Consider the following 22,466-nt stretch of genomic DNA (forward strand, 5'->3'; position numbering starts at 1 on the left):
GCGGGCGGTTCCCGGTGGTGGTTCAGTGACCGAGGCGGCCACGGCCGAGGCGGAGCAGGAGCATGGCCAGAGTGTGGCCCTCCTGGCCGAGCTCGCTGAAGCGCTGGAGCACCTTCATCTCACGGCTGTGCACGAGGCGAGGCCCACCCTGTGCCATACGAGTCTGGCCGATCGCTCGGGAGATCTCCGAGCGTCGCTTGACTGCCGCGAGGATCTCGGCGTCGAGGCGGTCGATCTCCTTGCGGAGTTCGTCGATCTCGGCCTCCGACGTCGGCAGATCGGCCGTCGGGCGGTCCGCGTCGACCGCGGAGGTCTTCGACTCGGTCGATGCTGCTCCGGCGTCGCGGTTGGTGTCCACTGCTGCGCTCATATCAACTCCTCGTGTCGAAACGTGTGTCGTTCCGATGCCACGTTCCGTTACGTAGATTCCGAATATTGTCTTCTCGGGTCGTGAAATCCCTGGTCGTCGTCATGCAGGACCACTGACGCAGCACGTCCCGCGAAGAGAGCCTCGCAACACTATGCCCGGTCCGGCCGTCGGTAAAGAACCGAAGGTCCCGTGCGCTGCGCCTCGACCGTGCATTCACGAGGTCCTGCGGGGCTCACCTCAGGGATTCGGTGCAGGCGTCCCGGGTGATGGTGCTGCCCGCCGTGCGATGTCGGTGTGGTTCTGTCGGGGTGCGCCGGTAACCTGGACGGACGATGAACACTCAGTCACCCGCGCGCGCCACTCGACCCTCCGACCAGCTTCTCGAGGGGCTCAACCCTCAGCAGCGGGAGGCGGTGATGCACTCCGGGTCGCCGTTGCTCATCGTCGCGGGAGCGGGGTCGGGCAAGACGGCGGTGCTGACGCGTCGGATCGCCTATCTGCTCGCGGAGAGAGATGTCACACCCGGCCAGATTCTCGCGATCACCTTCACCAACAAAGCTGCCGCAGAAATGCGGGAGCGCGTCGTGGGACTCGTCGGTCCGCGAGCCAATTTCATGTGGGTCAGTACATTCCACTCGAGTTGTGTCCGCATTCTTCGGAGCCAGGCTGCCCTGCTGCCGGGGCTCAACTCCAACTTCTCGATCTACGACGCGGACGATTCACGCCGTCTGCTGACGATGATCGGCAAGGACTTGCAGCTCGATCCCAAGAAGTTCTCGTCGAGGCTGCTCGCCACCCAGATCTCCAACTTGAAGAACGAGCTGATCGATCCGGATCAGGCCGTGTCCGACGCGGAGAAGGATCCGGCGGAGCTTCCGGCCATCATCGCCAAGGTGTACGGGCACTACCAGCAGCGCCTGCGCGCGGCCAACGCCTTCGACTTCGACGATCTGATCGGTGAGACCGTCGCGCTGCTGCAGAGTCATCCCGACGTCGCGGAGTACTACCGGCGCCGCTTCCGCCATGTCCTCGTCGACGAGTACCAGGACACCAACCACGCCCAGTACATGCTGGTGCGTGAGCTGGTGGGGACCGACTCGGAAGCGGGCGCCGTCCCGCCGAGCGAGCTGTGCGTGGTGGGTGACGCGGACCAGTCCATCTATGCGTTCCGCGGCGCCACGATCCGCAACATCGAGGAATTCGAACGCGACTACCCGGATGCCCGCACCATCCTGCTCGAGCAGAACTACCGCTCGACGCAGACGATCCTGGCTGCCGCCAACGCGGTGATCGCCCGCAACACCAACCGTCGTGACAAGCGGCTGTGGACCGACACCGGGGACGGCGATCCCATCATCGGTTACGTCGCCGACAACGAGCACGACGAGGCCAAGTTCGTCGCGTCGGAGATCGACCGACTGGTCGACGGCACGGACTACAAGTACTCCGACGTGGCGGTGTTCTACCGGACGAACAATTCGTCCCGTGCACTCGAGGAGATCTTCATCCGACTCGGCCTGCCGTACAAGGTCGTCGGCGGTGTCCGCTTCTACGAGCGCAAGGAAGTTCGGGACATCGTCGCGTACCTCAGGGTGCTGGCCAACCCCGACGACACGGTCAGCATGAGGCGCATCCTGAACACGCCGCGCCGCGGTATCGGTGACCGCGCCGAAGCGTGCGTCGCGGTCCATGCGGAGCGGAAGAACGTCAGCTTCAACGCCGCGTTGCTCGATGCCGCCGCCGGCACCGTCTCGTTGCTCAACACGCGCGCGCAGAACGCGATCGCTTCGTTCATGGAGATGATCGACGAACTGCGCGCGACGATGACGGCCACCGATGCCGACGGCAACGACGTCGCGGACATCGGCGACATCGTCGAGGCAGTCCTCGACCGCACGCGGTACCGCGCCGAACTCGAAGCCAGCTCCGATCCCCAGGACGGCGCCAGGCTCGACAACCTGAACGAACTCGTCAGCGTCGCACGGGAATTCAGTGCCGACGCGCGCAATCTGCAGGGGCTCGAGGAGTCCGACATCAACGCCGATCTCGACGAGGACGACGGGCAGGACACCGACGGCATCGCCGAACCCGGATCGCTCGCGGCCTTCCTCGAACGCGTGTCCCTCGTCGCCGACACGGACCAGATCCCGGACAACGGCGACGGCGTCGTCACGCTGATGACGCTGCACACCGCCAAGGGCCTCGAATTCCCGGTCGTGTTCGTCACCGGCTGGGAGGACGGTCAGTTCCCGCACATGCGTGCGCTGGGAGATCCCGCCGAACTGTCCGAGGAACGCCGCCTCGCCTATGTGGGGATCACGCGTGCCAGGCACCGCCTGTATCTGACGCGCGCCATCATGCGATCCGCGTGGGGTCAGCCGATCAACAACCCGGAATCCCGCTTCCTGCAGGAGGTTCCGCAGCATCTCATCGACTGGAAGCGCGAGGATCCCGGCGTCGGCAGCGGTGGATTCGGGTCCAGCGGCGGCTCCGGGTCGTCGCGTCAGCGCGACTGGACGTCCAATCCGCGCGGCGGATGGTCCGGCGGATCGTCACCCTCTGCGACACCCACGCCGAGCTTCGGCAAGGCGCGGACCAACAACACCCTCGTGCTGGCTGTGGGTGACCGCGTGAGCCACGACAAGTACGGACTGGGCACGGTCGTGGAGTCGGAAGGGTCCGGTCAGCGTGCGATGGTGCTCATCGACTTCGGGACGTCCGGGCGCGTGAAGATGATGCTCATCGGCGGAGTGCCGATGACAAAGCTGTAGGAAGAGGAAAGGGCCGGGCGCGAGAAACTAGTCGCGCTCGGCGCCGAGGCTGATGCCGCGCGAGGCCAGCCACGGGAGCGGGTCGATCTTGCTGTCGCCCGCGAGATGAACTTCGAAGTGCAGGTGGGGTCCGGTGGACTGGCCACGGTTACCCATCTTGGCGATCTCGTCGCCGGCCATGACGGTCTGACCGACCTGGACCTCGGACGAGTCGATGTGTCCGTAGACGGTGATCGTGCCGTCGGCGTGCTGCAACCGGATCCAGAGACCGAAGCCGGCCGCGGGGCCGGAGTCGATGACGGTTCCGTCCGCCACTGCGTGGACGGGCGTGCCGATGGCGTTGGCGATGTCGACGCCGGCGTGCAGCGTTCCCCATCGTGAGCCGAAGCCGGAGGTGTAGGTGCCGATGGCGGGGAGAGCGAACAGGGGGCGCCGTGCGGCTGCCTCGCGAGCTTCGCGTTCCTCGCTGAACCGCTGTCCCTTGGCCAGCAACTCGGAGAACTGTCCGAGGTCGACCGGGGTGGCGATGTTGAGGATCTGGGGTGCCGCCGATGTGGACGGCGCGGTGACCGGTGCTCCGGTGGAGGTGGCCGTCGGAATGGAGTCGACATGGGACGTGTCGGTGACGATGCCGGCGGTCGACGCCGCGGGAACGGCGGCGATCGCTGCTGCGGGAGCTTGCCCTGCAGCCAGTGCGTACTCCGATGTCTCGGATCGCTCGGCCGGCTGCGCGTTGTCGACGGCTGCCTGGCCGGCTGCGACGACGGCACCGGCTGCAACGGCGACGACCGCCACGCGGCCCTTGAGGGCCGACGGGGGAGCGGGGATGCGGTGAGCTCCGGTGCGCTTGACGGCCGTCTCGTCGACGATGGTCGCTGCAACCGGGGGAGTCACGAGGAACGTGGTGGCGGGAACCGAGCGCCGCTGACGCCGGTCGGCCTCGGGCGAGGCGACGTAGGCAGGGGCACTGGCTGCGTAGTCGTCCGATTCGTGTGTGCGGTCCCACGGTGACGACGGAAGGTCGTCGGCAGCGCTGCCGAGGCTGACGATGTCCAGTGAACCGGTGTCGACGAGGTGCCCGTTGCCTGCAGCCGGGGTGAACACGGTGCGGTCGGTGGAGAAGCTGGTGTCTGCGGAGTCGTCTGCGACGAAGCGAGATCGTGTGAAGGGGGTGCGGTGGTGCTGCAAGACCTACCGTCCTCCTAATTCGTGACCTGCCCGTGATGTGGAACCTCGTGGACGGTAACGAAACGGTTGCGGGCGGCGCAAGCCAAACGGGACCTGGCCACTGATTTGTGAGGTGGCTCACAGTTTGTCCTGGCGAAACTCGAGGAAGTGTCCCGACGACGAAGCGGCGCGGATGTCCATCGAGCTGTGATCGGGCCGAGACCCGTTACCGTCGATCATCGTGACACAGCCGACACAGTTCGTATCCCGTGCGCGGGTCACGGTCCCCGTCGCCCTCACCGTGATCGCGGCTGCCGCGGTATCGCTCGCGCCCGTGATCGGGGTCGTGAGCAGTTCCGACGGCAGCGCAGTCGGTGGACCCGACTCCGCGGCCGCGGCCGCATCGGCGCTCGTGTGGATCCTGGTCGCCGCCGTCGCGCTGTTCGCGCTCGCCCGAGGCAGAACCCTGCTCGCCGGGGCAGTGGTTACCACTGTGGGTGCCATGTCGCTGGGCATGGCGGTCGCCGACGTCCAACTGTTCGCGTCCGCGATCGACGCGGATCGGCTCGAACTGTTCCGTCCGGTCACTGCCGCCGAGTTGTCACCCGGTCCGGGCTCGGTCGCGGTCTTCCTCGGCCATCTCGTTGTCGTCGCCGCGGGCGTCCTCGCCATGGTCGCGGCATCGAGGTCGGACGACGCTCCGTTCGAGGACGGCCGGCCGGCATCCGCCTCCGCAGTGGCACTGGGCATCGCAGGCGTGTTGGCCGTCGCCGCGTCGTTCGTTCTGCCGTCCTTCGTCAGTAGCGATCCGGTGTTCCTGGCTCCAGCGTTGGTGGCCGGCCCGATTCTTCTCGCCGTCGGCGGCGCACTGTGTGCGGTGACAGCGCTGGTGGCGTGCGCGGTGGCGCTGACGTCGTCGAGTCGCGAGGTCGCGGCCGGGGTTCTGGCCGGGACGGCACTGGCCGCCGCGTCCGTCGCCCTGGTGCGGGTGGTCGGTGCGGGCGGCGCCGGTAATCGCATCGGCATCGCCCCCGGCCCGGTGGTGGGCGTCGTGGGTGCTGTCGCCCTGGCCCTGGCGGCGCTCGTCGTCGCGCGATCCGGCGGGGCGGTGGAGTCCGCTGCGCCACGGGCCGCTCGTACTGCTGGCAGTACGTCACGCCGACACATGATCGCCGGGGCGGCGACCGTCCTCACGGGCCTGGTCCTGGGTGCGAGCGCGCTGCTGCCGCTGCTCACCGCCCCAGACGGACGTCAGCCCGCCGTGGCCGGCGAGCGACCGGTACTGCTGTTCGCTCTGGTGACCGTCGTCGTCGGCGTGGTGCTGTTCTTCTCCGAGTTCGCCTCGGCTGTGCGGCCGGCCGCGGCGCTGATCGTCCTCGGCCACATCGCCCTCTCCTTCGCGGTGCTGCAGGCCGTCGTGTTGGGAGTCGGCATCGACGGAGTGGGCATCGGGTCCGGCGGATGGTTGCTTCTCCTCGGCGTCGCGACGGGTGTGCTCGCCGTGATCGCGATCGGGGTAGCGGGCGCCTCGGAGCGTGACGGTGTCGACACGAGCGACCTGGACCCCGCAGCTCGCGGGGTGGCCGTGGCAGCGGGTATCGCCGCAGCCGTGTCCGTCGTCGGGCTGCTTCTCCCCGTGTACGACATCGACGGTGACACCGCCGGGTGGATCGGTTCGCTGCCCTGGGGGTGGGACGTGTGGGGCCGACTGACGCTGGCCGTCGCGGTGGGCGTCGCCGCCGTGATCGCGACGCGGGCGCGACCGGCACGTGGCGCGGCACTCGAGGTTGGAGCCGGAATCGCCCTGGCCGCGGTCGCATGCAGCGCGCTCGTCGGCGATGCGGACGCGGCGATCACCCCCTCGTCGGGTGCGCTCGTGTGCGGGGTCGGCGCTGTGGCGTCCGCGCTGGTAGGCGGCCTGCTGTTTCGTACTGGTGAGTAGGTCCGATCGGCGACCGGTGATCTGAACCACAAGATGTACGGGGCGCCGATATCGACATATCGGGGAAAGTTACAGTCGCAAGTCGGACCCGCTCCTACCCCTCGAGCGGGCGTCAACGCAGACGAGATGGTGAGCTGATGGATCTCTTCGAATACCAGGCGAAGGAACTCTTCGCCAAGCACGAGGTTCCGACGTCGGCGGGACGTGTCACCGACACGGTTGCCGGTGCACGACAGATTGCCGAAGAAATCGGCAAGCCCGTCATGGTCAAGGCCCAGGTGAAGGTCGGCGGCCGCGGCAAGGCCGGCGGCGTGAAGTACTCCAAGGACGTCGCCGAGGCCGAGGCGAACGCGGAAGCGATCCTCGGACTCGACATCAAGGGCCACGTCGTCAAGAAGCTTCTCGTCGCGGAAGCCAGCGACATCGCGGAGGAGTACTACATCTCCTTCCTGCTCGACCGCACGAACCGCACGTACCTCGCGATGTGTTCCGTCGAGGGTGGTGTCGAGATCGAGGTGACCGCCGAGGAGAACCCCGACGCGCTCGCCCGCATCCCCGTCGACGCCGTCAAGGGTGTCGACCTCGCCTTCGCGCGTGAGATCGCCGAAGCCGGCAAGCTCCCCGCCGAGGTGCTCGACGCCGCGGCCAACACGATCCAGAAGCTGTGGGAAGTCTTCATCAACGAAGACGCCCTCCTCGTCGAGGTGAACCCCCTGGTTCGTACCCCGAACGACGAGATCCTGGCGCTCGACGGCAAGGTCACGCTGGACGCCAACGCGGACTTCCGTCAGAAGGGCCACGCCGAGTTCGAGGACGCCGACGCGGCGGACCCACTCGAAGCGAAGGCCAAGGAGAACGACCTCAACTACGTCAAGCTCGACGGACAGGTCGGCATCATCGGAAATGGTGCCGGACTGGTCATGTCGACCCTCGACGTCGTCGCCTACGCCGGTGAGGCGCACGGCGGAGTCAAGCCCGCCAACTTCCTCGACATCGGCGGCGGCGCCTCGGCCGAGGTCATGGCCGCAGGCCTCGACGTCATCCTCGGCGACGAGCAGGTCAAGAGCGTGTTCGTCAACGTCTTCGGCGGAATCACCTCGTGCGACGCGGTTGCCAACGGCATCGTCGGCGCTCTGAAGACGCTGGGCGACACCGCCTCCAAGCCGCTGGTCGTCCGCCTGGACGGCAACAAGGTCGAAGAAGGCCGGAAGATTCTCGCCGATGCTGCGCACCCGTTGGTGACACTGGCCGAGACCATGGACGAAGGCGCCGACAAGGCCGCCGAGCTGGCTGCGAAGTAGAGGGCACCGAAACTATGTCTATTTTCCTGAACAAGAACAACAAGGTCATCGTCCAGGGCATCACCGGCGGCGAGGGTACGAAGCACACCGCCCTGATGCTCAAGGCCGGCACCCAGGTCGTCGGCGGCGTCAACGCTCGCAAGGCCGGAACCACGGTCAAGCACACCGCAGCCGACGGTTCCGACGTCGAGCTGCCCGTGTTCGCCAGCGTTGCCGAGGCCATGGAGAAGACCGGAGCCGACGTGTCCATCGCGTTCGTGCCGCCGGCATTCTCCAAGGACGCCATCGTCGAGGCCATCGACGCCGAGATCCCGCTGCTCGTCGTCATCACCGAGGGAATCCCGGTGCAGGACAGCGCGTACGCGTGGGCCTACAACGTCGAGAAGGGCAAGAAGACCCGCATCATCGGGCCGAACTGCCCCGGCATCATCACCCCCGGCGAGGCTCTGGTCGGCATCACGCCCGCCAACATCGCCGGCAAGGGACCCATCGGCCTCGTCTCGAAGTCGGGCACCCTGACCTACCAGATGATGTTCGAGCTTCGTGACTTCGGTTTCTCCACCGCCATCGGCATCGGCGGCGACCCGGTCATCGGCACCACGCACATCGACGCCATCGAGGCGTTCGAGAACGATCCCGACACCGAGATCATCGTCATGATCGGTGAGATCGGTGGCGACGCCGAAGAGCGTGCGGCCGACTACATCAAGGCGCACGTCACCAAGCCCGTCGTCGGATACGTCGCCGGCTTCACCGCTCCCGAGGGCAAGACCATGGGCCACGCCGGCGCCATCGTCTCCGGCTCGCTGGGAACGGCGCAGGCCAAGAAGGACGCCCTCGAGGCGGCCGGTGTGAAGGTCGGCAAGACGCCGTCCGAGACCGCTGCCCTCGCGCGCGAGATCCTCGAGAAGAAGTAGTCACTCTTTCTTCTCTCGCACGAGGGAGGCCGGTTTCCCGCACGGGAACCCTGCCTCCCTCGTGTCGTTCCCGGGGACTACCGTCGAGGTATGAGCATTCCCGCGACTCACTCTGCCATCGTCTCCACGGAACCCGGCTCCGTCGACGCCGACTCGTCGTTCGTGCAGATCGAGCGAGAGACTCCCTCTCCCACCGGTTTCGACATCCTCGTGCGTGTCGACGCGGTCTCCGTCAATCCGGTGGACACGAAGGTTCGTACCTCCTTCGACTCGTCGGACGGCCCGAAGATCCTCGGCTTCGACGCCGTCGGTGAGGTCGTCGCGGTAGGTTCCGACGCTCAGGTGTACGTGCCGGGCGATCGAGTGTTCTACGCAGGATCCATCGCTCGGGACGGCAGCAACGCCGAGTACCAACTCGTCGACGAGCGGATCGTCGGCCATGCGCCGTCGTCACTGTCCGCCGCGGATGCCGCGGCCGTGCCGCTGACCGCCATCACGGCATGGGAATCGTTGTTCGTCCGGCTCGGACTCGGAAAGACCAGCACCGGAACGCTTCTCGTAGTGGGCGCCGCCGGCGGTACCGGCTCGATGATCATCCAGCTCGCCCGGGCACTGACCTCGCTCACCGTCGTGGCCGCGGCATCACGCGGCGAATCCCGCGACTGGGCAACGAAGATGGGCGCACATCACGTGGTGGATCGGCACTCCCTCGTGGACGAGATCGGTGCCCTGAAGCCGGACGGCGTCGAGTACGTGTTCTCCCCGTTCTCCGAGGGCAATGTCGACGCCTACGCCGCGGTGATGGCGGTGCACGGTCAGGTCGTCGCGATCGACGACCCGGTCGGCCTCGACCTGATGCCGCTGAAGGCGAAAAGTCAGACCTGGCACTGGGAACTGATGTTCACGGTGCCGTTGTCGTTGCCCGAGAGCACATCTCAGCGCGCCATCCTCGACGAGGTCTCCCGCCTCATCGACGACGGGACGTTGCGAAGCACCCGCACCACCACGCTGTCGCCTCTCGACGTGGACACCCTGCGGGACGCGCACCGACGGGTGGAAAGCGGCGGCACCATCGGCAAGGTGGTCGTCGTTCGGTAGATCAGTCGACCGGGGAGACCCTGACGAGATTGCCGTCGGGGTCGGAGACCACGAACGTGCGGCCGAAGACAGCATCATGCGGCTTCTCGACGACACGGACTCCTTTCGAGACCCAGTTCGCGAAGACCTCGTCCACGGCAGACGCAGGTCCCGGCACCATCAGTCCGACCTCGGTCGTGCGCGGGGTGTCCGGGGCCACGTGCTCGCTGTAGCCGGTCCACAGTGCGAACAAGACGCCGGGAGCTACCTGGAATGCGACATATCGAGGGCTGGTGAAGGTCGGTTCGATCTCGAACAGGTCGCTGTAGAAACTGGTGGCGGCCTCGGCGTCGCGGACGCCGATCAGGAACAGGTTCGGTGCGGGCATAGAGCGCTCCTCGGTTCGGTGAATTCTCGGTACCGACACAGTTCACCGACTTATCACGACAGAACCTGTCACCTTTTCTGTGAAGATCGGACGCATGAAGGCTTCCCGGTTGCTGCATCTCTTGTTGTTACTGCAGACCCGCCAACGCATCACCACAACCGAGCTCGCCGCGCGACTGGAAGTATCGCGCCGGACGGTGCTGCGGGACGTCGAAGCCCTTTCGGCAGCAGGAGTGCCTGTGTATGCCGAACGTGGCCGCAGCGGTGGGATCGTCCTGCTCCCCGGTGCGCGGCTCAACGCATCCCATCTGGAACCACCGGAGTTGGAGGCCCTCTCCCTGGCGGGTCTGGACAGCGCACAACGTGAGCGCATGGGCGTGTCGGCGATGTGGGAGTCGGCAGCACGCAAGATCGCCGCCCGCCAGGCCGCGACACCCACGGGCACGAGCTCGCTGCGACTGGCGGACCTCGTGCTGGTGGACAGCGCCCCGTGGTTCGCCGATTCGGAAACCGCGGTCGACGTCGCCGATCTGGCATCGGCCCTGCGGCATCGCCGCCGACTGCGAATCCGATACCGGCGTAGCGCCGAGAGTGAAGCCTCGACGCGTGTGGTCGACCCGTACGGAATCGTGGCGAAGTCCGGCCGCTGGTATCTCGTCGCCGACTACCGAGGAGATGGCCGACTGTTCGCTCTGGACCGACTCTCGGCCTTCGAACTACTCGACGCGCCAGTCTCTCTCCGACCCGACGAAACGCTCCGAACCAGATGGGCTGCGTTGAAAGAACGCACCGAGGGGCGAGGTCGTGTCAGCGTGACCTTTCGACTGCCGGAAGACCGTCTCGACCTTGCGCGGCGCATCCTCGGTACCCGCATCCACGACGTATCCGATCCGAAAAAAGGAACATGCACCGTCGTCGTCGGCTACCCCGACATCGAGTCGGTGCGTCAACTGCTCCAGTTCGGCGACCACATCGAAATCCTCGCCCCAGAGGCAGCCCGCGTACGCATCAGCCAGCTCGCGAGAGTCCTGGCCGAAAGGCACTCGGTCTCATCCAGTTGACCGCCGATCGACATGCCGCGAGCTGGAGCGCACCCGACTGCGTGACCCGACTGCGTGACCCGAAAGTATGTCGGTGGGTTGGGTTACTGTGTGGTCAGGTCGTCGGGGGGCGGCTTGATCGGGCATCACCGGGGGGTGAATTCGTGTACGACGCAACAGTTTCCGTCGATGTGTTGGTGTCGGCGAAGGTCGACGCCCAGGCTTCGTTCGCCCGTACCGTCGCCGCGTCGTGCTCCTACGTTCACGAGGAGTCGCGGCGCCCCGCCGTGCTCGGCCCGGATGGGGTGTTCGACGCCGATGCCGCCGAGGCGTGCGCTGTCGCGGAAGTCGTGTCGGCATTGTCGGTGTCCACGGGCACGGTCACCGAGTGGCTGTTCCTGACCCGTACCGCTCGTCCGGCGGTGCAGGAAGCGTTCGATGCGGGCCGGTTGGCGTATGCGGCGTTCCGCACGGTGTGCCGGTCGTTGGCCGGGGTTCCGAACGCCACCGAAGCATTTCTGCAGCGGGTGATCGCGGCCGCATCGAGGTGCACCCCGGGTGCGGTGGCGTCGGCGATCGACCGAATCCTCGCCGAGTTCGATGCGGAGTGGCACCGGGTCGTCCGGGAGCGGGCGGCGCTGGAGCGGGCGGCGACGGTGCGGAAGCTGTCGCGCGGTCAGGCGGAGCTGATCCTTCGTGGTCCGGCGGAGAAGGTCGCCGGGATGTGGCGGAACATCACTGCTGCTGTTGCGCGTGGGGTGACGGATCCGACGTCGCTGCCGGCGCGGCTGTTTGATGCAGCGCACGCTCTCTTGACCGGGGCCGTGTCGAATGAACCGGCCAACCATGCGGTCATCGTTCTCGATGCTGCGACGGCGGCGGGGTTGGCGGGGGAACCCGGCCACCTCGTCGGCTGGGGACCTGTTCCGGCCGATGTGGCTCGCACGATCGCCGAGGATGCGACGTGGCAAGCACTCATCACCGCAGCCCGCGGCGCGGAATTCGAACATCATCCACCCGACCCGGAAGCCGATCCACCGGCTCCGGTCGACGGGCGAGAAGTTCGCCGCACCCGCCGCATGCCGCCGGGCTGGACACCCACTTCGGGGAACGTCCGCAGCGCGAGAGCCAGGAAAGTGAGGGAGCAGGTCGAGTACCTCCGCACGCTCCCACCCTCAGCACTCGACCGTGCCGTCGACAACCCCGACGGCCACGGGGGCTTCGCCGTGCCCCCGGACGGGGCACTGATCTACCGCCCGTCGGAGGCGGTCGCGGCGTTGGTGACAGCGCTGTATTCGACGTGCGTACATCCGGGGTGCGCCGTACCGAGCGAGGACTGCGACCTCGACCACGTGATCCCGTTCGACCACACCGACCCACACAAGGGCGGCTGGACCGTCACCGGCAACCTCGAACCCCTCTGCCGCCGACACCACGGACTGAAAACCCGCAGACAATGGCACTACCGCATGCTCCGCGACGGCATCGTCCACATCCGCGACTCCCACGGCAACGACTACCTCACCGCACCCGGCGAATGAGAGGAGGCGACTGTCAGGCGACCGAGTGCGTGAGCGTTCCGGTGTAGGTGCCGGATAGCAGCGTGGACGGCAAGGGCAGAGACACCGTGTAGTTCCAATTGGTGAGACACGCCAGAGTGGACACAAGACCGGCGGGAGACTTCTTCACTTCTCGGGGCGTCGAGTCGAGCGCGACGGTGGTGGCCGGCATGGGGCTCAACCCCAAGCAGCTCGACTGGGCCGCGCTGTACGAGCCGTCGGTGACGGTGAAGGCAGACCGGCCTGGTTGCGTGACGGTCAACGGACCGAGAGATACCGTCGCAACCCAGGATCCGAGGCCACTCGTGATCGAGGCATTCCCCGCGCCGACCCACGTGGTGCCGGGCGATGGGCTCGCGGGACCGGACAAAGTCACGGTACCGAGGGTGATTCCGATACCGGCTGCAGACACCGCGGCCCGCTGCCGTGGAGCGGTTGTCGACGGGGTGCTAGAGGTTGTCGCGGTGAGATCGACGGTCGCGACCGCGTCCGTGGTCGTCGGCGTACCGGTAGTCGTCACAGCAGTGGTCGTCGAAGCAGCAGCAGTCGTCACAGCAGTGGTCGTCGTAACAGCAGTACTCGTCGGAACAGCGGTAGTTGTCGGAACAGCAAGAGTTGTCGTGATCGGAGGAGCAGTGGTCGTCGTGACGGTGGTGACCGATAGGCACGTCGGCGCGGGTGTGGTCGTGACGACCACGACTGGAGTTTCTTCGGGTGTCGTCGTCACGATCGAGCAGGGGTCGACGTCCTGCGCCCCGGCCGTCGGCGCAGCGATCGATGTTGCCGCAGTGAGGATCACGAGAGCTATGAGCGTCGGTGCGTACCGGGCAGTCATGTCAGGTGCTCGTCCGCGCCCTGCTCCGCAGGACGAGAGTCAGCGCAACAGCGAGAGCGACGACTACCGCCGCCACCACGATCCAGATCCACACCGGCGTCCCGCCGCTCGACGCCGATACTTGTTGCGCGTCAGCGGTGCCCGAATCGGGGAATGTCACTTGCCCGCTTCCGTCCCGGCTCACGCGGCCACTCGTCACGGTGACGCCGGCGGTCCAGGGACCCGCGGGGAGAGCGGCGTCGAGCGCGACGGTCACCGTTCCGCTCGTACCGGGCGCGATGGAACCTCCGGATCCGGTTGCCGGGGCAGCACTGATACCGCCCGGGCCGCCGGACAGTGTCACTGTCGCCGACGGGTCGAGGGCCCGCCCGCCGGTGTTGTCGACGCCGATGGTGACTTCCGGCGCGCCCGTCGTCGACCGGCCGGCGGTCACGGTGGTCACAGAGAAGTCTTCCGGCGGGCCGTTCCCGGCTCCCACGGACAGGTAGGCGCGGATGCCGACCCGCGACACCGTCGAGATTCCGCCGGAACCGGGTGCGCCACTTACTTCTGCCCACACGACGGCGTACCGCTCGGCCTCGGTCGCGTCCGACGGGACCGAGATGGACACGAGTCCCTCGGTGGAGCCGCCCGACGGTACGACCACCTCGGACGGGGTCACCGTCATCCAGGACGTCAGTTCGTTCACGGCAGCACCGTCCTCGAAGACGAAACCGTCCGCTCCTGCGATGTCGGCCGCGCCCGCATACATGCGGACGGTGGCCTCTGCGCCGGTGTCGTTGGTGACTTCGAACTTTCTGTCGATCAGAGTTCCGGGCGGGAGATTGTCGACGATGTACGACAGCGCCCGCGGATCACCTTCGAGGGATACCGGCGCTTCCAACAATCGAATGCTGATACCCGTCGATCCATCCAATGGAGGTTGAGCAACGGCCGGAATGGCCGATGACACGCTGACGCCGAGTAAAAGAAGGAGAAAAACCGATAGCGACCGTCGCGTCAGCAAAACGGTCGTTATGTCACGCAACCGAGTGAGTGATCACGCCCGAATACGCACCCGAGGTGCGTTCGGTCGGGAGGGCGATCGACAGGGTGGGTGACCACGTCGCGGTGTTCGCACCCAGGACGGCCGTTGCCACTTGCGCATTCCGGGCAGCGGCCAGGGTGCCCGGTAGGCCCGGGGTCACGACGGCAACGCCGGTGAACGACGCCAGGTTGCCCGTGTATGTCACCTGATCTGCTGCTATCGACGTCGTTCCGGTGCCTGTGCCGTTGGTGAACGCGGTGCTGGACGCTTTCGCGATCCACCCGGAGATGCCGCGTCGATCATCGGTGACCTTGACCCCGGTGATGGAACCCGTTGCGGTGTCGAGGAGTGCGTTCTCCGTGAGTGCCGCGCTGCCGGGGGCTGTGATCGCGATACCCCCCGCCGTGATGGAGAACGTCACCGTCGTGTCGGCTGCCGACGCCGTTCCGGGAAATACAACGGCACCGAGTACGACACCAGCGGCTGCTGCACCGGCGAGAACGGACTTCTTCATGACGTGTCCTAAGAAAAAGGCGGTTCTCGCCGCCACCATTTGTGGAAGGTCACCGTACCTCCGGGTCTGAACTATTGATACCACTTGACGATAAAAGGTTTGAACGTCGAAAACTGCTCTGGCCTCGGCGCAGAACCGTTCGAATCACCCAGAGTGCAACGGTGGTTCAGCCGCGAGGTGGACGGTTCAATTCCCGTCATGACGATCACTGACAATCGCCCCGCCGGCGCCGCCACCGAACCGCGCTGGACCACCGCCCCCACCACCTCCGCAGAGTGGATCGAGCGAGCACACGAGGTCGCCGCGATCCTGGCTGTCGACGCCGTCGCACGCGACCGGGCAACCGAAGCGCCGCACGCCGAGGTGGCGTTGCTGAAGGAGTCCGGTCTGGTGACGATTCTCGGTCCCACCGACTTCGGAGGCGGCGGACAGACGTGGGAGACCGCCTACCAGGTCATTCGCGCGGTAGCTGCCGCCGACGGTTCCATCGGCCAGCTTCTCGGCTACCACCTGCTGTGGTTCTGGGCGGCACGGCTGGTCGGGACGAAGGAGCAGATCGCTGCCGTCGAGCAGGCTGCCACCGAGAACACCTGGTTCTTCGGCGGTGCCGTCAACCCGCGTGACAACGACGTGGAGATCACCGACGAGGGTGACTCGATCGTCTACCACGGCGCCAAGACGTTCTCCACGGGCAGCCGAGTCTCCGACGTCACCGTCCTCGAAGGTGTTCTCGCGGGCACCGATACCCACGTGTTCGCGATCGTGCCGTCCGACTCGGACGGCCTGACCTTCCACGACGACTGGGACAACATCGGCCAGCGTCGCACCGAAAGCGGCAGTGTCACCATCGATCACGTGCGTACCGACTGGAGCTCGGCTGCCGGCTTCCGGGACAAGGCCTTCGAGCCGCGCGTCTACAACACGCTGAACGTTCCGATCATCCAGCTCGTGTTCGTGAACTTCTACCTCGGTATCGCCCGCGGCGCCCTCGACACCGCTGCCGATTACACCCGCACCACGACCCGGGCCTGGTTGCACAGCACTGTCGACAACGCGCTCGACGAGCCGTACATCATCGACCTCTACGGTGATCTGACCGCAAAGCTCTGGGCCGCAGAGGCTCTCGCCGATGCGGTGGCCGCGGAGCAGCAGCGCATCCACGACAATGCCTGGACCGTCACCGAGCACGAGCGGGGCGAGCACGAGGTACGCGTGGCCGCGGCGAAGGCGCGGGCCACCGAGGTCGCGCTCGAGATCACCTCCGGCATCTTCGAAGGCCTCGGCGCACGCGCGACGGCGTCCAGCCACGGCTTCGACCGGTTCTGGCGCAACGTGCGCACGCACACCCTTCACGACCCTGTTGCCTACAAGCGCCGCGAGGTGGGGCGCCACGTCCTCACCGGTGAGCTTCCGCAGCCCACCTGGTACTCCTGAAATCATATGTCGCGCATCATTATCGAACCGAGGACTGCATGAGTACCGAGAGAATTTCCGACGAGATCAAGTTCGCCTACTGGGTGCCCAACGTCAGTGGCGGGCTGGTCACCAGTGACATCGAACAGCGCACCAGCTGGGAGTTCGAGTACAACAAGAAGCTCGCGCGAACGGCGGAGAACAACGGCTTCGAGTACGCGCTGAGCCAGGTCAGGTACGAGGCCAGCTACGGCGCCGAATTCCAGCACGAGTCCACGAGCTTCAGCCTCGCACTGCTTCTCGCGACCGAACGCCTCAAGGTGATTGCCGCGGTACACCCCGGACTGTGGCAGCCGGCAGTCCTGGCGAAACTCGGTGCGACAGCAGACCATCTGTCCAACGGCCGATTCGCCGTCAACGTCGTGAGTGGATGGTTCAAGGACGAGTTCACCCACCTCGGTGAGCCGTGGCTCGAACACGACGAGCGGTACCGTCGAAGCGCCGAGTTCCTGCAGGTCCTGCGCAAGATCTGGACCGAGGACGACGTCGACTTCCGTGGCGACTTCTACCGCATCCACGACTTCACGTTGAAGCCCAAGCCGCTGAACACGCCCGAGCGCCCGAACCCGGAACTATTCCAGGGCGGCAACTCGGCTGCGGCACAGGAGAACGCCGGCAAGTACTCCGACTGGTACTTCTCCAACGGCAAGGACTTCGACGGAGTCACCGGCCAGCTCGACAACATCCGTACCGTCGCGCGTGCGCACCAGCGGGAAGTGAAGTTCGGACTCAACGGCTTCGTGATCGCACGCGACAGCGAGAAGGAAGCACGCGACACGCTTCGCGAAATCATCGAGAAGGCCAACAAGCCGGCTGTGGAGGGGTTCCGAGGTGCAGTGCAACAGGCGGGCAACTCGACCGCCGACAAGCAGGGTATGTGGGCGGACTCGACCTTCGAGGACCTGGTGCAGTACAACGACGGCTTCAAGACGCAGCTGATCGGCACCCCGGAGCAGGTGGCTACTCGCATCGTCGACTACCGCGACCGTGGCGTCGACTTGATCCTGGGCGGCTTCCTGCACTTCCAGGAGGAGATCGAGTACTTCGGGGAGAAGGTTCTGCCCCTCGTCCGCGAGATCGAGGCGTCGCGGTCGAAGGACCGGGAGCCTGTCGGGGTGTCCTGAGACTCGGTCGATCGGCCGATCCCACCGTCCGTACTGTGAAGGGTCGAACGCGAAGAGAACCGAGGAAGAGGAATCGAGATGACCTTCTCACCCGAGGGAACCGACCCCCGCATGCAGTCGGCGGAGGCGGGCGGCGACAGCACCACGGACCGATCGGGCCTTGTCGCTCCCGCTCCCGAGTCGACGGATCCGACGTCGGGAGACACGGAATCGTCGACGAACCAGCGCGTCGCCGCGAGAACGAAGCAGGTAGGCAGAATCGCCTCGTACGTCGTCATCGGCACGGGCGTGCTGGCCTTTCTGCTGGGCTTGTCCGCGCAGTTCGCGCTCGGTGGGGATTCCTCGAACTTCTTCGAGCGCGAACTCGGGGATCCGACCGCGGTCGCACTGTTGCTGCTCGCAGCGCTGGTCACCGCCGGGGGGCTGCTGCCCAAGCAGAAGGCTTCTGCCGTCCTGGTGGCAGCGCTGTCCGTGACCGCGTTGCTCACGCTGATCTTCCAGCTGTTCAACCGGGGTGCCGCCTTCACGGCGTTCGGTGACGCGGTGCGTGTCGGAGTCGGAATCGGGTCGATCCTGGTGCTGATCCTCGCGGTACTGCAGGTCGTGGCGTCGGTCGGCTCGTTGCTGATCGAGTCCGGTGTCGTCACCGTGCCGGCGCCGCGTGAAGCTCGTCCCGCCCAGCCGTTCGGGCAGCCGCAGGGCTACAACCAGCCCCAGGGTTACGGCCAGCAGGGATACGGACAGCAGCCCTACGGCCAGCCGCAACCGGGTGCGTACTCCCAGCAGGGCTACGGCCAGCCCCAGGGCTACAACCAGCCCCAGGGCTACGGCCAGCCCCAGGGGTACGGCCAGCCCCAGGGGTACGGACAGCCGCAGGGATACGGCCAGCCCTACGGTCAGCAGGGCTACGGCCAGCCCCAGGGATACGGATCTCCCTACGGTGCGCCGACCGAGCGGTACGGACAGCCTGTCGGTTCCGCGCCCGTGAACACCGCACCCGCGCACGCCGCGCCACAGGCAGATCCAGCGCCCCGGACCGATCCAGCGCCCCAGACCGATCCATCACCGCAGGCGCCGCCGAGCGACCAGGGGCAGTCCGACGATCGAGCGCAGTCCGAGCCCGACAACGCCGCACCCGAGGCCACGCGAGCCCTCGACTTCGGTCAGCGCCCGGACGACCGCACCTGATCGGTTCGGCGCGCCTCGGTCCCGAGGTCGGTGTCCGGTGAGAACCTGATCGGTGATGACGTCTCTCCTCGACCGCGAACCTCACGCGCACGGCCGTTTCGGGCCGAGTCCCGACGAGGCCCGGATGCTGCTGCAGGTGGCATTCCGGCCCGTCGGTACGTTGCTGGCCCTTGTCACGGCCGTCGTGCTGGTGACGCTCGTATCCGCCAACAGTGATCTCACCGGCACGTTCGGTGCCCTGGCAGCCGTCTGGCTCGCGGTGCACCAGGTTCCTCTGGGCATCGCCGGCGCCACGCTGTCGGTACTTCCGCTGCTCGCCACGGCGCTCCTGGTGCGTGCCGTAGCGACCATCGTGGCCAAATCGGTCGACGAGTCGTCGACACGCCGCGACATCGCATGGGTAGTCGGCGCAGGTCTCGCGGGCCCGCTCGCCATGTCCGCGGTGATGCTCGCGATGATTCACGACGCGTCCACCGTCATCGCTCTGAGCACGCCCGACGCGCTCGCGACGTTCGGCTGGGTGCTCCTCGTGCACGGCATCGGCGTGCTGATCGGATGCATCCGCGGCACCTGGCCGTCGGTGATCCGTCTGGTCGACCTTCCGCCGTGGCTGGCAGCGTCGTTCGCGCCGGCAGCGCGCGCAGCCGCAGTGCTGCTCGCCGGTGGAAGCGTGCTGGTGGTTGCGTCGCTGATCATGTCGACGTCCACCCTCGGCACACTGATCGACTCGGGCGGCGGCATCGGGGGAGCGCTGGGGCTCACGGCAGTGTCCGTGCTCTACCTTCCCAACGTCGTCGTCGCGGCCGCCGCGGTCGTGACCGGCTCGGCAGCCCATGTCGGGGCGGCCACGGTGTCCCTGTTCGACACCGTCGGCGGCGAGATGCCGGCAGTACCGGTGCTGGCCGTCATGCCGGAGTCGGCGGCGCAGGCCTGGTGGCCGGTCATGCTCGTCGTTCCGGCCCTGGCCGCCGCCGTTCTCGGCCGGGCTGCGGCTCGTGCGACCACGTCCCTGGGTGACGCGCTGCGCTCCGCGGCCGCGGCGTCCGTCCTCGTCAGCGTCGGCTGTGTCGTCATCGGTGTGCTCGCAGGCGGAACCGTGGGAACGTTCGGTCATCTCGGCCTCAACGCCCCGCTGTTCGGCGTGACGGCCTTCGCGTGGAGCGTCGTCGTCGGCACCGGTGTCGCCGCCGTGGTCGCCTACCGGATGCGTCGCCACGACGAACACGGCTGGGACCGTGACCACGACGACGATGACCACGAAACCGGCTCGGACGCGGTCACCCTGGCAGAGCCGGCCGCACTGACCGCCGCACCGGCTGTCGCCGAGGACTCCGCGGACATCGTCGACGCAGAGGCAGACACTCCCGAAACCCCCGCTGCTCCCGAAACCCCCGCTGCTCCCGACAGTCCCGAGTCTGCGGACGACGTCGTGGACGCCGAAATAGTCGAGCTGCCGACCGACGACAAAGCCTGAGGAGCCGAGCCCGCTCGAGGCTCCGGCAGACGGCGGTCTAGGCTTCATCCCGTCCACGACCCGCTCGATCAGCCGAGGAGAAGCACGCTGTCTGCCCCGCGTTCGACGTCCACGCGGGACCTCCCGGCTCGTGTCGTCGTTCTCGCGTCGGGAATCGGTTCTCTGCTCCGCTCGCTCGTGGACGCCGCGTCGTCCTCCGAATACCCCGCCGACGTCGTCGCTGTCGTGGTCGACCGCCCGTGCGGCGCGGAATCGGTCGGCGTGCCGTGCAGCCGGATCGCGCCGGCCGACTACGACGACCGTGGTGCATGGGACGTCGCTCTGGCCGATGCGGTCGCCGTCCATGAACCGGACCTCGTCGTCAGTGCGGGCTTCATGCGCATCCTCGGGCCCGCGTTCCTCTCCCGCTTCGGCGGTCGCGTCGTGAACACACACCCGGCGCTGTTGCCGTCGTTCCCCGGTGCGCACGCCGTCGCCGACGCTCTGGCGCACGGCGTCAAGGTCGCCGGGTCCACCGTGCACCTGGTGGACGACGGCGTCGACACCGGACCCATTCTGGCGCAGGAAGCAGTGCCGGTGCTCGACGGCGACGACGAAGAGTCGCTGCACGAGCGCATCAAGATCGTCGAACGACGGCTGCTGATCGATGTGGTCGCAGCCGTCGCCGCACGTGGAGTCATCACCGATGGACGAAAGGCTCAGATCCCCAGTGAATAGCCCAGTGAATCAGCGAGCAGTCACGCGCGCTCTGGTCAGCGTGTACGACAAGACCGGGCTCGAGGAGCTCGCCGTGGGACTCCATGCTGCGGGAGTCGAGATCGTGTCCACCGGGTCGACGGCCGCCAAGATCGCCGCTGCCGGGGTGCCGGTGACGCGCGTGGAGGACCTGACTGGCTTCCCGGAGACTCTCGACGGCCGTGTGAAGACGCTGCACCCGCGCGTCCATGCCGGCGTTCTGGCGGACACGCGCAAGCCGGAGCACCTCGCTCAGCTCGAGGAACTGGGTGTCGCGCCGTTCGAACTGGTCGTCGTCAATCTGTATCCGTTCACTGACACCGTCGCATCGGGTGCATCCCCCGACGAGTGCGTCGAGCAGATCGACATCGGTGGCCCGTCGATGGTGCGTGCCGCGGCCAAGAACCACCCGTCGGTCGCCGTGGTCGTCGACCCCGCCCGCTACGACGACGTCCTGACTGCCGTCTCGGCCGGTGGCTTCTCGCTGGACGAACGTATCGCCCTCGCCGCGAACGCTTTTCAGCACACGGCGGCGTACGACGTGGCGGTCGCGTCGTGGATGACCGACGTGCTCGTCACCGACGACTCCGAGCACTTCCCGGCGTGGATGGGCGCCACCTACGACCGCGCGTCGGTTCTGCGCTACGGCGAGAACCCGCACCAGGCCGGCGCCCTGTACGTCGACCCGTCGGCCCCCGCCGGAATCGCGCGCGCCGAGCAGGTGCACGGCAAGGAGATGTCCTACAACAACTTCACCGACGGTGACGCCGCGTGGCGCGCCGCGTACGACCACGAGTTGCCGTGCGTCGCCATCATCAAGCACGCCAACCCGTGCGGCATCGCCGTCTCGACCACCGACTCCATCGCGGAGGCTCACCGCAAGGCGCACGCGTGCGACCCGGTCAGCGCCTACGGCGGCGTGATCGCCTCCAACCGCGAGATCACCGTCGAGATGGCCGAGCAGGTCGCGGAGATCTTCACCGAGGTCATCATCGCGCCGTCCTACGCGGACGGCGCCCTGGGAGTTCTGCAGCGCAAGAAGAACATCCGTGTGCTGATCTGCGAGCCGCCCCAGCCGACGCCGGAGATCAAGCAGATTTCCGGCGGACTCCTGCTCCAGGATCGCGACCTTCTCGACGCCGAGGGCGACGACCCGTCGGGGTGGACTCTGGCGGTCGGTGAGCCCGCCGACGAGGCCACTCTGGCGGACCTGCAGTTCGCGTGGCGTGCGTGCCGTGCGGTCAAGTCCAACGCCATCCTCATCGCCGCCGACGGTGCCTCGGTGGGAGTCGGAATGGGACAGGTCAACCGCGTCGACTCAGCGGAGTTGGCAGTGCGCCGCGCGGGGGACCGCACCACCGGTGCGGTCGCCGCGTCCGACGCCTTCTTCCCGTTCCCGGACGGTTTCCAGATCCTCGCCGCCGCGGGTGTGGCCGCCGTCGTGCAGCCCGGTGGGTCGATCCGCGACAACGAGGTCGTGGACGCCGCGCGCGAGGCCGGTGTGACGATGTACCTCACCGGCTCGCGTCACTTCGCACACTGACCTCTCGCGAGGAACCGAACGG

19 protein-coding genes are annotated in these 22,466 nt (G+C 67.1%); 13 read left to right on the forward strand and 6 right to left on the reverse strand.

What is annotated here, in order from left to right; translation table 11 throughout:
- Positions 1 to 22: 22 nt before the first annotated feature.
- Complete coding sequence (locus tag AC0IX4_RS14365; protein WP_471829544.1) at positions 23 to 370, reverse strand: chorismate mutase; 348 nt, start codon at positions 368 to 370, stop codon at positions 23 to 25.
- Between the two features lie 332 nt (positions 371 to 702).
- Between AC0IX4_RS14365 and pcrA the strand changes: the two genes are divergently transcribed.
- Positions 703 to 3,141, forward strand: a complete 2,439-nt coding sequence (pcrA, locus tag AC0IX4_RS14370; protein WP_471829546.1) for a DNA helicase PcrA — start codon at positions 703 to 705, stop codon at positions 3,139 to 3,141.
- A 27-nt stretch (positions 3,142 to 3,168) separates the two neighbouring features.
- Here pcrA and AC0IX4_RS14375 read toward each other — a convergent pair whose 3' ends face one another.
- Positions 3,169 to 4,329, reverse strand: a complete 1,161-nt coding sequence (locus AC0IX4_RS14375) for a M23 family metallopeptidase (RefSeq protein WP_471829548.1) — start codon at positions 4,327 to 4,329, stop codon at positions 3,169 to 3,171.
- Positions 4,330 to 4,549: 220 nt separating this feature from the next.
- Between AC0IX4_RS14375 and AC0IX4_RS14380 the strand changes: the two genes are divergently transcribed.
- The 4 genes from AC0IX4_RS14380 (at position 4,550) to AC0IX4_RS14395 (ending at position 9,566) form a co-directional block, all read left to right on the forward strand.
- Positions 4,550 to 6,250, forward strand: coding sequence for a hypothetical protein (locus AC0IX4_RS14380; protein WP_471829550.1), 1,701 nt, complete (start codon positions 4,550 to 4,552; stop codon positions 6,248 to 6,250).
- 137 nt (positions 6,251 to 6,387) lie between these two features.
- Positions 6,388 to 7,551, forward strand: a complete 1,164-nt coding sequence (sucC, locus tag AC0IX4_RS14385; protein ID WP_471829552.1) for an ADP-forming succinate--CoA ligase subunit beta — start codon at positions 6,388 to 6,390, stop codon at positions 7,549 to 7,551.
- 14 nt (positions 7,552 to 7,565) lie between these two features.
- Positions 7,566 to 8,468, forward strand: coding sequence for a succinate--CoA ligase subunit alpha (gene sucD, locus AC0IX4_RS14390; RefSeq protein WP_027504157.1), 903 nt, complete (start codon positions 7,566 to 7,568; stop codon positions 8,466 to 8,468).
- 90 nt (positions 8,469 to 8,558) lie between these two features.
- On the forward strand, positions 8,559 to 9,566 hold the full coding sequence (locus AC0IX4_RS14395; RefSeq protein WP_471829554.1) for a zinc-binding alcohol dehydrogenase family protein: 1,008 nt from the start codon (positions 8,559 to 8,561) through the stop codon (positions 9,564 to 9,566).
- Position 9,567: 1 nt separating this feature from the next.
- On the opposite strand, the gene AC0IX4_RS14400 is transcribed toward AC0IX4_RS14395, so the two are convergent.
- A complete protein-coding gene (locus AC0IX4_RS14400; RefSeq protein ID WP_471829556.1) occupies positions 9,568 to 9,933 on the reverse strand; it encodes a VOC family protein in 366 nt (121 codons plus the stop codon).
- A 94-nt stretch (positions 9,934 to 10,027) separates the two neighbouring features.
- On the opposite strand from AC0IX4_RS14400, the gene AC0IX4_RS14405 reads away from it, so the two are divergent.
- Together AC0IX4_RS14405 and AC0IX4_RS14410 are read left to right on the forward strand one after the other, a co-directional pair.
- Positions 10,028 to 10,993, forward strand: coding sequence for a helix-turn-helix transcriptional regulator (locus tag AC0IX4_RS14405; protein WP_471829558.1), 966 nt, complete (start codon positions 10,028 to 10,030; stop codon positions 10,991 to 10,993).
- A gap of 143 nt (positions 10,994 to 11,136) precedes the next feature.
- Positions 11,137 to 12,513, forward strand: coding sequence for an HNH endonuclease signature motif containing protein (locus AC0IX4_RS14410; protein WP_471829559.1), 1,377 nt, complete (start codon positions 11,137 to 11,139; stop codon positions 12,511 to 12,513).
- Positions 12,514 to 12,526: 13 nt separating this feature from the next.
- On the opposite strand, the gene AC0IX4_RS14415 is transcribed toward AC0IX4_RS14410, so the two are convergent.
- From AC0IX4_RS14415 to AC0IX4_RS14425, 3 genes are all read right to left on the reverse strand, one after another.
- A complete protein-coding gene (locus AC0IX4_RS14415; RefSeq protein ID WP_471829561.1) occupies positions 12,527 to 12,907 on the reverse strand; it encodes a hypothetical protein in 381 nt (126 codons plus the stop codon).
- 460 nt (positions 12,908 to 13,367) lie between these two features.
- Entirely contained in the window at positions 13,368 to 14,249 is an 882-nt protein-coding gene (locus AC0IX4_RS14420) for a hypothetical protein (RefSeq protein ID WP_471829562.1), read from the reverse strand.
- 136 nt (positions 14,250 to 14,385) lie between these two features.
- Entirely contained in the window at positions 14,386 to 14,907 is a 522-nt protein-coding gene (locus tag AC0IX4_RS14425; RefSeq protein WP_471829564.1) for a WxL domain-containing protein, read from the reverse strand.
- A gap of 198 nt (positions 14,908 to 15,105) precedes the next feature.
- On the opposite strand from AC0IX4_RS14425, the gene AC0IX4_RS14430 reads away from it, so the two are divergent.
- The 6 genes from AC0IX4_RS14430 to purH all read left to right on the forward strand — a co-directional run bounded on the left by AC0IX4_RS14430 (position 15,106) and on the right by purH (position 22,444).
- Positions 15,106 to 16,341: an acyl-CoA dehydrogenase family protein gene (locus tag AC0IX4_RS14430; RefSeq protein WP_471829567.1), complete on the forward strand. Its 1,236-nt coding sequence runs from the start codon at positions 15,106 to 15,108 to the stop codon at positions 16,339 to 16,341.
- Positions 16,342 to 16,379: 38 nt separating this feature from the next.
- A complete protein-coding gene (gene sfnG / locus AC0IX4_RS14435; RefSeq protein ID WP_056070163.1) occupies positions 16,380 to 17,504 on the forward strand; it encodes a dimethylsulfone monooxygenase SfnG in 1,125 nt (374 codons plus the stop codon).
- A gap of 78 nt (positions 17,505 to 17,582) precedes the next feature.
- Complete coding sequence (locus AC0IX4_RS14440) at positions 17,583 to 18,692, forward strand: DUF5336 domain-containing protein (RefSeq protein ID WP_471829569.1); 1,110 nt, start codon at positions 17,583 to 17,585, stop codon at positions 18,690 to 18,692.
- 55 nt (positions 18,693 to 18,747) lie between these two features.
- Complete coding sequence (locus tag AC0IX4_RS14445; RefSeq protein WP_471829570.1) at positions 18,748 to 20,166, forward strand: cell division protein PerM; 1,419 nt, start codon at positions 18,748 to 18,750, stop codon at positions 20,164 to 20,166.
- Positions 20,167 to 20,253: 87 nt separating this feature from the next.
- Entirely contained in the window at positions 20,254 to 20,883 is a 630-nt protein-coding gene (purN, locus tag AC0IX4_RS14450; RefSeq protein ID WP_056070157.1) for a phosphoribosylglycinamide formyltransferase, read from the forward strand.
- Between the two features lie 4 nt (positions 20,884 to 20,887).
- Positions 20,888 to 22,444, forward strand: coding sequence for a bifunctional phosphoribosylaminoimidazolecarboxamide formyltransferase/IMP cyclohydrolase (gene purH, locus AC0IX4_RS14455; RefSeq protein WP_442971114.1), 1,557 nt, complete (start codon positions 20,888 to 20,890; stop codon positions 22,442 to 22,444).
- Positions 22,445 to 22,466 lie beyond the last annotated feature (22 nt).

This window comes from Rhodococcus sp. AC861, from assembly GCF_979256035.1.